The organism is Amycolatopsis sp. NPDC005003 (assembly GCF_053600695.1).
Window position 1 is genome coordinate 254,313 of the sequence record NZ_JBSGAI010000007.1, and the last position, 13,208, is coordinate 267,520.

The window sequence follows — 13,208 nt, forward strand, 5'->3', positions numbered from 1 at the left end:
CTGTCGGGTGCGTCACCCCGCAGGCAGGAAGGACAGGTCGGCTATTTGGGTCAGGTACTGCCCGTCCGCGTTGCCCAGCTGGGTGATCCAGACGATGAAGTACTGGCCCTGCGTCGGCTGGGCCAGCTGGATCGTCGTCTCGCCGTCCTTCAGGTCGCCGTTGCCGACGACCTTCGTGTCCGCCAGCTCGGGATCCCGCTCGGACGCCGAACGGATCTCGACCTTCGTGCCCGGGGTGCCGCCGCTGACCTTGACCTGGCTCAGGTTGATCGGGTCCTGGAAGGTCGCGATCAGCCCGACGCCCGGCTTGATCGCGGGGAACTGCTGCTTGTACTGCTCGGTCTTCCACACCGTGCCGGGGTCGCCGTCGGTCGCGTTCTTCGCGCGGGCGGGGTAGTCGCCCTTGCCCTCGGGGTTGAAGACCGCGATCCCCTTCGGCTTCACCGGCGCGCCCACGGTGGGCGCCGGCGGCGGGGCCGGCGCCGACGAGGAGGCGGGCGGCTGGGCCGCGGACTGGCTCGACGCCGGCGGGGCGGCGACGTTGATCGACGGGCCGGTCGCCTTCGAATCGCCCTGGAAGACGTTGATCAGCATCAACCCGCCCCAGGCGAGGATGACGACGGTGGCGACCACCAGGACGGTGACGCCGAGGGCGAGCTTGCGCCGCCGGGCGACGTCCTTGACCGGCTTCTTCGTCGTCCAGATCGTGCCGTCGGGCTCGGCGACGTCCCCGCCGACGGCCTTGATCAGCTGGGTGCGCTCCTCTTCCTCGGCCACCTGGTCGAGGACGCGCAGGATGGCCGCGCTGGTGCGGATGCCGCCGTTGCCGCCGTCCTCGATCGTGCGGACGGCCAGCGACGACAGGTCGGCCGGGACCGTCGGCACCAGCTGGCGCGGCGGGACGATCCGGCCCTGCGGCGTCATCGGGGCCGCCGGGATGGCGGGCGGGCCGCCGGGCAGCGCCCAGCGGCCGGTCAGCAGCAGGTACAGCACCGCACCGAGGGCCTTGACGTCGTCGCGCAGCGTCGACTCCGGCAGCGGGCCGGGGAACGCTAGCTTGAGCGCGCCGTTCGGGGTCAGCCGCAGGCGCTGGGGGTGGTCGAGGCCGAGGACGAGCCCGTTCTGGTGCGCCTGCTCGACGGCTTCGGCCAGCGCCTGCACCATCCGCGCGGCCGCGGCGGGCGCCACCGGCCGCTGCGCGACGAGGTCGACCAGGTCGCTGCCCTTGGTCCACTCCGCGACGACGACGCCGAGCAGGCCTTCGCTCGAGGTGATGCCGCTGCCGAGAGCGAGCACGTCCAGCACTCGGGCGACGCCGCCGTGGCCGAACTTCGACGCGTGCGTCGCGCGCTCGAGCGTCCGCCGGGCCAGCCGGGCGGCTTCGGGATCCGCCGGGTCGCCGACCAGCAGGGTCAACGCCACGTCTCGCTTCAGCTGCCCGTCACGGGCACGCCAAAGGTGCGCGTCGCCCCGCTCGTCCACGCCGAACTGCGCGAGGAGGCGGTAGCGGCCGTCGCCGACCACACGCCCGGGGGCCAGCGATCCGACCTGGGCCCTGCCCACGTGGTTCGCACCCCCCGCCTGTTCGCTCCGCCTCGTGTCCACCCTCACTCGCTCCCGCTCGATCCCCGTCGTCGAGGGTACCCAGAATACGACGCGGGAGTCGTCGCCATCCGTACCGGAATCGTTACCGGCGCTTGATCAACCGGGTGAACCTCGAAGTGGCCGGCTGGAGCTCCTCCACCTTGAGCGCCATGAGCACGCCGAACGACACGACGATGCCCACCACGCTCTGCAGCAGCAGCTTCGCCCAGGCACCCAGCCGCGGCCCGAAGAAGTCCGGCACGAGCTTGCCGGCCACCCACGCCGCGGCCACCCCGAGGACGCTCGCCACGACCGTGAACAGGATCACGCCGATCACCCGCTTGCTGCGCAAGTTGCCCAGCGTCACCCAGAGCCAAACCTGCCCGAGGATCGCGCCGACCACGAACGTCAGCGCGTTGACCATCATCACGCCGAGCACGACGTTGTCCGGCGACAGCAAGACCGGGCACAGGTACAGCAACGGCACCTTGACCAGCGTCATCACGATCATGATCAGCGTCGGGGTGCGCGCGTCCTTCATCGCGTAGAACACCCGCATCTGCAGCATGACCAGCGCGTACGGCAGCAGCGCGAAGGCCGAGATCGCCAGCGCGTCGCCGAGCCGCTCGGCGGTGTCGAGCGTGCCCTTGCCGAAGGTGAACAGCGCGATGCCGATCGAGCCGCCGACCACGGTCATCACCGCGGAGATCGGCACGAGCATCACCGTCGAGATCCGCGACGCGTACGAAAGGTCGCCGATCAGCTTCTTGTGGTCGCCGTCGGCGGCCGCGCGGCTCATCCGCGGCATGATCGCGGTCAGCAGGGAGACGCCGATGACGCCGTATGGCAGCTGGAAGAGCAGCCAGGCGTTGCTGTAGGCCGTGACACCGCCGGGCGAACCGCTGGTCAGCACGCGCGTGTTGATCGTGTAGCCGATCTGGCTGACCGCGACGTAGCCGAGGATCCACAGCGCGAGGCCGCCGAACTCCTTCATCTGCTTGTCGATGCCCCAGCGCCACTTGAAGCGGAAGCCGGACCGCAGCAGCGGCGGGACCAGCAGCAGCGCCTGGGCGACGATGCCGCCGGTGACGCCGATGCCCAGCGTCAGCACCTTGGGGTCGGTGATCGAGACGTGGGCGGTGTCGATGTCGCCCGGCATGATCCAGACGACCAGGATCGTGAAGATGACGACCAGGTTGTTGATCACCGGTGCCCACGCCGTCGGCCCGAAGATCTGCTTGGCGTTGAGCACCGCCGAGAGCAGCGCGAACACGCCGTAGAAGAAGATCTCCGGCAGCAGCAGGTAGGCGAACGCCGTGGTGAGGTCCGCGCTCGCCCTGCCGGACGAGTCGACGTAGAGGCTCGTGAACGCCGGTGCCGCGATCACCGCCACCACGGTGCCCACCAGCAGCAGCGAGAACGCCACCGTGATCAGGCGCTGGGTGTAGGCCGTGCCGCCGTCCGGGTCGTCCTGCGAGCGCACCAGCAGCGGCACCACCACGCTGGCGAGCACGCCACCCATCAGCAGCTCGAAGATGATGTTCGGCATCGTGTTGGCGACGTTGAACGAGTCGTTCGCGACCCCCTGGCCGATCGCGGCGACCAGCAGCAGCTTCCAGAGGAAGCCGGTGATCCGGCTGATCAGCGACGCGATGGCCATCCGGCCGGACGCCTTCGCCAGCGACGGCGCCTTGGCCGGGGCCTCGGGCGCTTCCCCGTCCGGCCGGGGCTTGACCAGCGGCCCCTTGAGCGCCGGCATGACCTGGGTGGCCAGCGCGTCGTACGGCCGCATGACGTCGGGGTCGGCGACCGGCCAGCGCGAGTTCATCGGGACACCGGCGGTGCGCGGGATGAACCGCGTCGCCTCCGGGTCGGGTGGGCGCTGGACCTGGGTGGCCTCCTCCTGCCACGGCCGGACCGGGGCCGGACGGCGGGAGCCTCGGCCGCGGGGCGGGACGGGCGTGCCCGGCGGGGGCGTGCCGGGGCCCAGCGCCGGACTGCCGGGCGGCGGGGTCAGCGGCGGGTTGGGCTGCGGGAGCCGCCCCTGGTGCGGTGCCTGGCCGGGCTGGACCGGTTGCGGACCGCTCTGCGGAGGCGGCGGCCCGGCCTGCGGGTTGCCCGGGGAGACGACCGGCTGAGCCCCGCTCAGTGGCTGGCCCGGCGGCGGTACGGCCGGCTGTGGACCGCCGTGCGGCGGCTGGCCGGGTTGCGGGCCGCCTTGCGGGGGCGCGGCCGGCTGGGCGCCGCCGTGCGGTGCCTGACCCCGCAGTGAGCTGGCCGGTGAGACGACCGGCTGAGCGCCGCTCAGCGGTTGGCCGGGCGGGGGGACGGCCGGTTGTGGGCCGCCGTGCGGCGGCTGGCCCGGATGCGGGTTGCCCGGCGGGCCCGGCTGCCCACCGCTCGGCGGAGGCACGGGCTGGACCCGCGTCGGCGCCGGTCCACCGGCACGCGGCGGCCGGCCACCCGGCGGCGGAACCCGGCGCGGCTGGTCTTCGCGGAGGGCGCGGTCGTCGTGCGGACCGCGGTCGTCCCGCGGCCAGTCGCGGGGGCCGCCTTCGCGGCCGGGGAACTCTTCCGCGGCCGGGCGGTCGCCGCGCTGGGCGCGGGGCGGCTGGTCTTCGCGGAGGGCGCGGTCGTCTCGGGGCCAGTCCTCGCGTGGCCGGTCGCCACGGGAGCCGCCTTCGCGGCCGGGGAACTCCTCCCCAGCCGGGCGGTCGTCGCGTGGCCGGTCGCCGCGGGCCGGGCGGTCGGCGTGGGGCGGGATGTCGCCGCGCGCGGGACGATCGTCCGGGGCCGGGCGGTCGCCGCGGGCGGCGCGCTGGTCGCGGGCCGGAGCGCCGCCACGCGGGGCGCGCTCTCCCCGGACCGGGCGGTCGCCGCGGGGCGCGCGACCGTCGTGGGGGGGCTGGTCGCCGCGGCGGGGGCGGCCGTCGCGGGCCGGGGCGTCGTCGCGGACCGGGCGCTGGTCGCGGACCGTCGCGTCGTCCGGCACCTGGCGCGGGTGGCCGTTGCGGGGCGGCTGGCGGCGGCCGCGCTCCGGTGGCGGAGGCGGCGGCTGGCGGCGGACCGGCTGCGACGGCTGTGACGCCTGCGGGGGCCCGTCACCCCGTTGCGGGGGTGGGGGGCCTTCGCGCCGAGGACGACCCGCACGCTCGGGTGGTAAGCCCGGCTCTCTCTCCAACGCGTGCCCAATCCTCGGTGCTCTACTCCGGTACCGCGGCCCGGTGCCGCGCACGTGCGGACCAAGGGTAATCGCGAACCGCCCGGAACACTCAAAGGCCGAGCGATCAGTCCACGACGGCCTTCCCCGCGCGGGCGTCCTTCACCCGCCGGTAGATCCGCCGGGAGGCGAGCAGAAGCAGGGCCACACCTGCGGCGACGGTCGCGATGATGGTGATCGCGCCGTACTCGGTGGACGTCAGTTCGAACCGCGCGGATGACCCGAGCGGGGTACCGGTGGGCGTGCGCAACGACACATCGACGCTGAACCGGCCCGCCCGCAGCGCCTCGACCGGGAGGAAGTAGTTCTTGCCGCCGCTGGCCGGGAAGAACCAGTCCTTGGCGTCCTCCGGGCGCAGGCCGGTGTTGTTGTCGAGGGTGAACCGGGCGTTGATCCCGACCGGCAGGTCGTTGCTGACGTACACCGGCAGCGGCGAGTTGCCGGACGCCAGCGCGATGGTCTGCTTCGGCTGCGAGACGGTCACCCGCCCGCTGATCGCGGACAGCTCGGCCTGGGCGTTCGTGATCGCCGCGTCCGCGGGCAGCCCGCGCCAGGCCGTGGACGCACCGCGCAGCTCGGCCAGCCGGACCGGCTCGACGACGTCGTCGGGTTTCACCCGTTTGGTCGGGTCGAGCTGCATTGCGGACGCCAGCCCGGTGGCCTTGACGTCGAGGTCGGCCAGCGTCGAGACGACACCGGGGTCGACACCCGCGGCCGGGGCCGGCCCGCTGTCGCCGACTGGCCCGGAGACCGCCGGGACGGCGGCGAGCAGCGTCGAGAGCCCGGTCGCGGTGACCAGGCCCGCGTTCAGGAACTCGCCGACCTGCTGCAGGTAGGTGCCGAACTCCTCGGCCGAGGTGTCCCAGCGCCGCGGCGGCGCGACCAGCAGGTGGTCCGGCCGCTGCTGCCCCGCGGCCAGGCCCAGCCCGGCGCGGAAGGCGAGGGCGCCGAGGCCGTTCTGGCTCGCGACCGCCCGCTCGGTCGTGGCGGGCACCGTGACCGAGCCGGGCACGGTCGGGACGCCCGTCATCGCGGCGGAGATCAGCGAGTCGGTCGGCTGCACGCGGACGGCGCTGCCCTGCACGGTGACGCCGCCGCCGGCCGCCGCGGGCGCGAGCTTGCCGGCGTCGGTGAGCAGGGTCCGCACGCCGGCGTCGGTCAGCGCGGCGAGCGCCGCCGCGCCGGGCGTGCCGCCCGGCCAGAGCACGCCGGTCTGCGGGGTGACGTCGGTCAGCTCCTGGATGGTCGCGGTACCGGCGGCCGCCCGGGTGACCAGGCTGGTGTCGCCGGGCCGGATGCGGGTGAGCGCGTCGAGGTCGGCGTCGGCGAACGGCAGCGCCACCACGCAACGGCCGCCGACCAGCGCGCGGAGCTCGGTCAGCCACGTCTTCGCGGCCTCGGCGCCCTTGCCGTCGATGTTCCCCGCGTCGGTGTGCACGCGGTAGCCGCGGGTCATCGCGTCGACGGTGGCGAGCAGGTCCGGGTCGAGCGCGAAGCACATCGACTTCGCGAGGTTGGCGTTGCTCCGCACGGCGGATGCCGCCGACGTCACCAGTGCGTTCAGCCGGCCGTCCCCGCCGATCTCGTCGGCGAGGCGGTCGTCGGCCAGCACCACGGGGCTTCCGTACGGCGCCGCGTAGACGTGCGGGACGTTGCTGGTCAGCGGCCACAGCAGGGTCATGCTGGGTGCCGAGCCGGTCCGGCCGGCCGCCTGCTTGCCCGGCGCGGCCACCACCGGCATCAGCATGCTGACCGCGCCGAGCCGCGCGGGGCCGCCGAACTCGGGGGTGCCGTTGACGTTGACCAGCAGCGGGTAGACGCCGGGGCTGCCGAACCGGCTCGCCCGTGGCCCGGTCAGGGGCACGGTGATGGCCAGCGGCGCGCTCTGGCCGGGTTCCAGCACGTCGGCGACCGAGGTGAACTCCGTCAGCGGGGTGTCCTTGACGACCACGCCGGACAGCACGTCGCCGATCCCGCGTTCGGTCGTCGCCCGGTCGCCGACCTGCAGCCGCACCTGCGGCCGGGTGACCCGGCGGTCGCCGGTGTTGGTCACCGTGCCGGTGACGGTCAGCGCCGTCGTCGAGGTCGTGATCACCCGCGGGCTGAGCCCGGCCAGGTCGACGCGCAGGCGGGCGCCCTCCTGCGCCTGGGCCACCGAAGCGCCGGCGAGGGCGGGAACGGCCAGGAAGAGGACGGAAAGGCAGGTTGCGGCGAACCGCTTCACTCGGGGGCTCCCTCAGGGGCGTGCTCGTCTCGTCCGTGGACGTCCGGGCGCGCGAAAAGTTCAGTGAGCATCTGACTGGCCTTCCGGACGAGCTTGCGCTCGTCGGAGTAGGCGAGTTTGGTCTCCAGCTCGGCCAGCGGGACCCAGGCCACCTCGGTGACCTCGACGTCTTCGTCGGACAGCTCACCGCCGAGCGCTTCGAGCAGGAAGTGGTGCACGGTCTTGTGGATGCGCCGCTTCTCGGCCACGAACCAGTAGTCGATGGTGCCCAGTGGCCGCATGACGCGCGCGGAGATGCCGGTTTCCTCCTTCACCTCGCGCACGGCCGTCTGTTCCACCGTCTCACCGTCCTCGATGTGGCCCTTGGGCAGCGACCACAGCAGTCTGCCGTGCCGGTCGAGCCGGCCGATCAGCACCGCCTGTTCGCGCTCCGGATCCACCACGAGACCACCGGCCGACGTCTCGTCGACCGTGGTCAGCCGCCTGCCGCGCTGCCGCCTGCGCCGCCTGCGCGGCTTCGAGGCGCCGGGGCGGCCGGCTGATCCAGACATGCTGCGATGCTAGAGCAAACGGTTGCCCCGGTAGGCTGGCTCTCCGTGTCCGTGTCCGGCGGTGCCTGCAGCTATCGCACCTGGAACGTAGTGGGATTTTCGTGAACGACGTGGTCGAGGAGCAGGTGGTGGAGCTGATGCGGGTCTCCCCACTCGCGGAGGAGCTGGCGGAACGGTTCGCCAGGGCGGGGCACCGCCTGTACCTCGTGGGCGGCAGCGTGCGCGACGCGCTGCTCGGCCGGCAGTCCGGCGACCTCGACTTCACCACCGACGCCCGGCCCGACCGCGTGCTGAAGATCGTCAGCGGCTGGGGCGACGCGGTCTGGGACGTCGGGATCGCCTTCGGCACGGTCGGCGTCACGAAGAAGGGCATGCAGCTCGAGATCACGACGTTCCGCGCCGACAGCTACGACCGGGTCGGGCGCAACCCCGAGGTCACCTTCGGCGACAGCATCGAGGGCGACCTGCTGCGCCGCGACTTCACGGTCAACGCGATGGCCGTCGAGCTGGCGTCCAAGACGTTCATCGACCCGCACGACGGGCTCCGCGACCTTCGGGAACGGGTCCTGGACACCCCGGCGACGCCGCAGGAGTCGTTCGCCGACGACCCGCTGCGGATGCTGCGCGCGGCCCGGTTCGCCGCGCAGCTCGGCTTCACCGCCGCCCCGCGGGTGGTCGACGCCATGACGTCGATGGCGGAGGAGATCGACCGGATCACGGCCGAGCGGGTGCAGGCCGAGCTGTCGAAGCTGCTGCTGGCGGCCGACCCGCGGCCGGGCCTGGAGCTGCTGGTCGACACCGGGCTGGCCGACCGGGTGCTGCCCGAGGTGCCCGGGATGCGGCTGGCGATCGACGAGCACCACCAGCACAAGGACGTCTACCAGCACTCGCTGACCGTGCTCGCCCAGGCGATCGAGCTGGAGAAGACGCACGAGCCGACGTCGGAGCCGGACCTGATCCTGCGGCTGGCGGCGCTGTTGCACGACGTCGGCAAGCCGGCGACGCGCGAGTTCCAGCCCGGCGGCGGGGTCAGCTTCCACCACCACGAGGTGGTCGGGGCGCGGATGGCCCGCAAACGTTTGCGGGCGCTGAAGTTCTCGAAGGAGATCGTCGACGACGTCTCCCAGCTCGTCTTCCTCCACCTGCGGTTCCACGGCTACGGCAAGGGCGAGTGGACGGACTCGGCGGTCCGCCGGTACGTCACCGACGCCGGCCACCTGCTGACCCGGCTGCACAAGCTGGTCCGCGCCGACTGCACCACCCGCAACCGCCGGAAGGCGGCCGCGCTGCAGGCGACCTACGACGACCTCGAGGCCCGGATCGCCGCGCTCAAGGCCAAGGAGGACCTCGACCGCGTCCGGCCGGACCTCAACGGCGAGCAGATCATGGAGCTGCTCGGCCTGAAGCCGGGGCCGGACGTCGGGAAGGCGTGGAAGTTCCTCAAGGAGCTCCGCCTGGACCGCGGCCCGCTGGAACACGACGAAGCGGTCGCCGAACTCAAGAAGTGGGCCGCGGAAAACGGCGTCGGGGACGTGTGAGCCGTGGCGGGCGGGGGCAGCTTCCTGGTGGCGCTGCTGAGGCGCGGCGCCCCCGCGATCGCCACCGCCACGAGTGAGCTGCCCGACGAGATCGCCGACCCGGCCCCGATGCACGCGCTGCGGCGCATCTCGCGGATGTCGGGCCCGATCGACCCGACCGAGCGTGACGGCCTGCTGCTGCGCGCCACCCGGTACGTCGTGCTCATCCCGCTCGCGTACCGGCTGTTCGCGGTGCCGGGCCAGTTCGGCGTCTACGTCCTCCAGCGCGGCACGGCCGGGCTGCTGCCGGTCGGCGTGTTCACGCTGCTGTCGGTGGCGCTGAACGTCCTCGGCCTCCGCTGGATGTTCCGCTCGGCGCCGTTCAGCGGCCGGAACGCCGGGAAGCTCCTGGCCGTCGACCTGGCCTTCACCGTGTTTTCGCCGCTGGTCATCGCGGCGACCGTGCCGAAGTCGGCGTACTTCGACGCGCTCGCGGTCACCAGCGTCCACCTCTACGGCGAGATCGGGCTGCTGACGCTCGCGCTGGGCCTGCCGAGCGGCGTGGTGTTCGGCCTGCTGAGCTTCCCGCTCCGGATGCTGGCGAACTGGCTGAACACGGGCGCGCTTCTCGCCGGAGCCGCCTTCTCGACGTACTCCGTGCTGCTCGCCGAGCTGTTCCTGGCCACCGCCGCGCTGGTGCTGACCGGGCTCGGCACGCGCCTGGCGCTGGCCTACGGCACCCGCAACGGGCGGCTCGCCGAGCGCGCCCAGCAGCACCGGCGGCTGCACGACACCGTGCTGCAGACCCTGGAGGCGATGGCGCTGGCCGGCCCCGGCGACGCCGAGGAGCGGCTGACGGAGATCCAGCGGCTGGCGCGGGCCCAGGCGATGGAGATCCGGCACACGATCGAGTCGGCGGCGTCCGAGCGGGCCGAGGCCGGCGCCCGGCCGCTGGGCGAGAAGCTCGCCGCGCTCGCCGCCGAGATGGCCCGCGACGGCCTGCGCGCCCAGCTCGTGGTGGCCGAACTGGACGACGACACGTTGTCGGAGGTCCGCCAGATCGCCATCCGCGACGCCGTGCGCGAGGCGATGCGGAACACGATGAAACACTCGGGCACCGATCGGGTGGTGGTCCGCGTCGAGGAGCGCGACGGCGGGATCGCGGTGATCACCCGCGACCACGGGAGCGGGTTCAGCGCCGTCGATCACCCGGCCGGGTTCGGTATCAGCGAGTCGATCACCGCCCGGCTGGCCGAAGTCGGCGGAACGTCGCTGGTCGAGTCGGGACTCGCCGGGGGTGGCACGCGAGTGACGTTGTGGGTCCCGTTCTGATATCTCCTGACCATGACCTCGATCGAGCTGCTCGCCGACGCCCTCGCCGCCTACCGCGCCGGTGACCGCGACCAGGCCGCCGAACTGACCGCCCAGGCCGGGCGCGCCGGCTCCACACTGGCGGACGAACTGCGGACCTACCTGGGCGGTGACGGCTCCGCGCCGGTGTACGACCAGCCGAGCGCGTTCACGGCGTTCATCCGCGGCGGCGGCAACGTCGAGCTGTACCGGGCGCTGAGTGCCGAGCTGGCCGCCCGCTACGACGCCGACAAGCCGGAGTCACTGCTCGACCTGGGCTGCGGTGACGGCCTCGCCGTGGTGCCCGCGCTGGAGCAGGCGTCGCACCTCCCGCCGCGGATCGACCTGGTCGAGCCGTCGGCCGCGCTGCTCGAAGGCGTGCACGAGCGGGTGCCGTCGGCCCAGTGCTGGCAGTCGACCGCTCAGGACTTCCTGGCTCGCGACGACCTCGGCTGGGACTTCGTCCAGTCGACGTTCGCCATGCAGTCCATCGAGCCGGAGCAGCGCGCCGAGGTGCTGCGCGCGCTGCAGCCGCGCACCGGGACGCTGGTGCTCGCCGAGTTCGACGTCCCCGAGTTCGAGGAAGGCTCGCCGGAACACCTGCACTCGCTCGTCGAGCGCTACGAGCGTGGCGTGGCCGAGTACGGCGAAGACGCCACGCTGGTCGCCCAGGGCTTCCTGCTGCCGGTGCTGCTCGGGATCGTCTCCGGGCAGCAGCGGACGAACTGGGAGCACCCGGCCGAGGTCTGGGCCGAGCAGCTGACGACGGCGGGCTTCACGCAAGTCGACGTCACCCCGCTCGCCGACTACTGGTGGTCGCCCGCCGTCCTGATCACTGCCTGCTGAGCGAGCCCGTCTCGAGGTGCTGGGCGAGCGGCCGGGGCAGCAGGTGGGCGACGGCGCCGCCCGGCATCCCGCCCCACGGCGCCGCCACGCCGGTCAGCACGCGGATCGCCCGCTGCACCCGGTAGAGCCGCTTCTCGCGTTCGCGTTCGAACGCCAGCGCCGTCTCGGCGAACCGCGAGCCGTCGGCGTGCACCAGGTTGCCGGTCTCGTTGCCGAACCGGACGACCGTGGTGCCTGGAGCCAGGGTGATCAGGCGCTTGCCGCGGTAGAAGTTCAACGGCGGCTCGCCGCGCATCGGCAGGATCGGCCAGTCGGCGGGCAGGTCGGACTCCTCGGCCGGCCGCGGCGGCAGCATCAGCAGCACGCCGAGGAGGAACCGGGCCGCGTCGCCGAGCGAGCCGAACGCCACCGGCTCGTCGGACGGCGGCCGGGAAACCTCCCAGCCGTTCTCGGCGCGGCGCAGCGTCCAGACGCCCTCGGCCGGGATCTCGTTCGCGCCGATCCGGTAGGCGACGGGCGGGACGCCGTGCTCGGCGAGGCGCTGCTGGAGCAGCTCCAGGGTCTCGGCGCCCTTCAGGTTCCGCACCTGCTCCCCGCGAGCGACGCGGGTGAGCGCGCGCTCGTCGGGCAGGTCGGCGGCCGTCTGCGGCGGCCGCGGCTGCCCGAGGACCTCCGCTTCGGCCGTCGCCCGGACGAGTTCCCCGACGAACGGCGGCCGGAAGCTCGCCGCGCGTGCGTGCTCGACCAGCTCCGGCTCCGGCGGCACGCCGTACTTGCGCAGGTAGTGCGGCACGGCGGCGGGCCAGATCCAGGTGCCGTCGGTGTGGAAGGCGTTCGGCACGTCCGGCTTCGCGCCCGGCGCGCCGAAGATGTCCGGCAGCGGCGCGGGCCGGTGCAGCGCCACCGGCGCCCGGAACAGGTAGTCGAGCAGGCCGCGGACCTGGTCCGGCGGCACCGGCGGCCGGTTGACGACCGGGCGCTCGCCCTCGACGTGCGAGTCGGCGACCCGCGCGTGCCGGAACACGACGTCCAGCGGCAGCCCGGCCTTCGCGGTCAGCCAGGCCGGCATGTGCTTCGGCGTCCGCGGGAAGGTCGCCAGCTCCAGCTCGTAGGCGGCGATCGACGGGCGGCCGCCGTCGTTGGGCGGCACCCGCCAGTCCGGCTCGCGGTCGGCGTCGAAGTCGAAGTCGAACTGCGACTGCGCGTCCAGGGTGAAGGTGCCCTGGAACCAGGTGCCCGCCTCGGCCTGGAACATCGCGGCCCGCAGCCGCGCGAAGAGGCCGCCGAGCCGCGGCACGGCGGGCAGCGAGACCGACACCGGGCCGTCCTCGTCGCCGACCGCGCGGACCTCGATCTCGGCGTAGTCCCCGACCTGCCGGAACTGCGCGCCGACCCGCGCCCAGCCGCCCGGCACGGTGTGCAGCAGCGTCCGGCCGATGGCGCGCAGCAGCGCGTTCTGGTCGCCGGCGCCGGGCTGCGGCCGCGCCTCGGGTGCTTCGGTGAAGTCCAGCCGCGTCTGCCACAGCGCCGTCACCTGCTTGGCCGGCACGGTGACCGAGAAGTCGGTCAGGCCCAGCTGGGCCGCGCGCGCGGCGTCGTCGCGGACCCAGCGCAGGGTCAGCTCCGGCCGGTCGCCCGGCGCGACCTCGAAGACCTCGCCGTCGTACTCGGCGAAGGTGCGCAGCGTGAACGTCGACGGCACCTCGCTCGCCGGGACGACCTTCGCCGGACGGCCCTCGAACTCCTTGTCGAAGCCCTCCGGCGCCTCTTCCTCCGGCAAGACGGACAGCAGCACGGTGCCGTCCGTGGTCGACCGCTGCGCGCGGTAGGTCCCCTCGCCCCACGTCGCATACAGGCCGTCCGGGCGTTCGGCCACTTCAACCCGGTAACGCACTTTTGTCCTCCCCGTCCCCCGT

General features: G+C 73.4%; 10 protein-coding genes. 5 read left to right on the forward strand and 5 right to left on the reverse strand.

Annotated features, from left to right (window positions below; all coding sequences use genetic code 11):
* Nucleotides 1–12: 12 nt before the first annotated feature.
* Nucleotides 13–1,605, reverse strand: coding sequence for a hypothetical protein (locus tag ACWED2_RS11530; protein ID WP_449690351.1), 1,593 nt, complete (start codon nt 1,603–1,605; stop codon nt 13–15).
* 82 nt (nt 1,606–1,687) lie between these two features.
* Complete coding sequence (gene murJ, locus ACWED2_RS11535; protein WP_449690379.1) at nt 1,688–3,574, reverse strand: murein biosynthesis integral membrane protein MurJ; 1,887 nt, start codon at nt 3,572–3,574, stop codon at nt 1,688–1,690.
* A 57-nt stretch (nt 3,575–3,631) separates the two neighbouring features.
* Here murJ and ACWED2_RS11540 point away from each other — a divergent pair, with 57 nt between their 5' ends.
* Both ACWED2_RS11540 and ACWED2_RS11545 read left to right on the forward strand, forming a co-directional pair.
* Nucleotides 3,632–3,856, forward strand: coding sequence for a hypothetical protein (locus ACWED2_RS11540; RefSeq protein ID WP_449690380.1), 225 nt, complete (start codon nt 3,632–3,634; stop codon nt 3,854–3,856).
* A gap of 39 nt (nt 3,857–3,895) precedes the next feature.
* Entirely contained in the window at nt 3,896–4,669 is a 774-nt protein-coding gene (locus ACWED2_RS11545; protein ID WP_449690381.1) for a hypothetical protein, read from the forward strand.
* A gap of 202 nt (nt 4,670–4,871) precedes the next feature.
* Here ACWED2_RS11545 and ACWED2_RS11550 read toward each other — a convergent pair whose 3' ends face one another.
* Nucleotides 4,872–7,028: a DUF6049 family protein gene (locus ACWED2_RS11550; RefSeq protein WP_449690352.1), complete on the reverse strand. Its 2,157-nt coding sequence runs from the start codon at nt 7,026–7,028 to the stop codon at nt 4,872–4,874.
* Entirely contained in the window at nt 7,025–7,579 is a 555-nt protein-coding gene (locus ACWED2_RS11555) for an NUDIX hydrolase (RefSeq protein ID WP_449690353.1), read from the reverse strand. Before ACWED2_RS11555 ends, ACWED2_RS11550 begins: the two co-directional genes overlap by 4 nt.
* A gap of 101 nt (nt 7,580–7,680) precedes the next feature.
* Here ACWED2_RS11555 and ACWED2_RS11560 point away from each other — a divergent pair, with 101 nt between their 5' ends.
* From ACWED2_RS11560 to ACWED2_RS11570, 3 genes are read left to right on the forward strand one after another with little or no spacing between them, the layout of a single operon-like run.
* A complete protein-coding gene (locus tag ACWED2_RS11560; protein ID WP_449690354.1) occupies nt 7,681–9,117 on the forward strand; it encodes a CCA tRNA nucleotidyltransferase in 1,437 nt (478 codons plus the stop codon).
* Between the two features lie 3 nt (nt 9,118–9,120).
* Nucleotides 9,121–10,428, forward strand: a complete 1,308-nt coding sequence (locus tag ACWED2_RS11565; RefSeq protein ID WP_449690355.1) for a sensor histidine kinase — start codon at nt 9,121–9,123, stop codon at nt 10,426–10,428.
* 12 nt (nt 10,429–10,440) lie between these two features.
* Entirely contained in the window at nt 10,441–11,292 is an 852-nt protein-coding gene (locus ACWED2_RS11570; protein ID WP_449690356.1) for a class I SAM-dependent methyltransferase, read from the forward strand.
* Here the strand turns inward: ACWED2_RS11570 and ACWED2_RS11575 are convergent.
* The gene (locus ACWED2_RS11575; protein ID WP_449690357.1) at nt 11,279–13,186 is read right to left on the reverse strand and encodes a glycohydrolase toxin TNT-related protein; all 1,908 of its coding nucleotides are present in this window, start codon (nt 13,184–13,186) and stop codon (nt 11,279–11,281) included. The genes ACWED2_RS11570 and ACWED2_RS11575 overlap by 14 nt on opposite strands.
* Nucleotides 13,187–13,208: the final 22 nt, after the last annotated feature.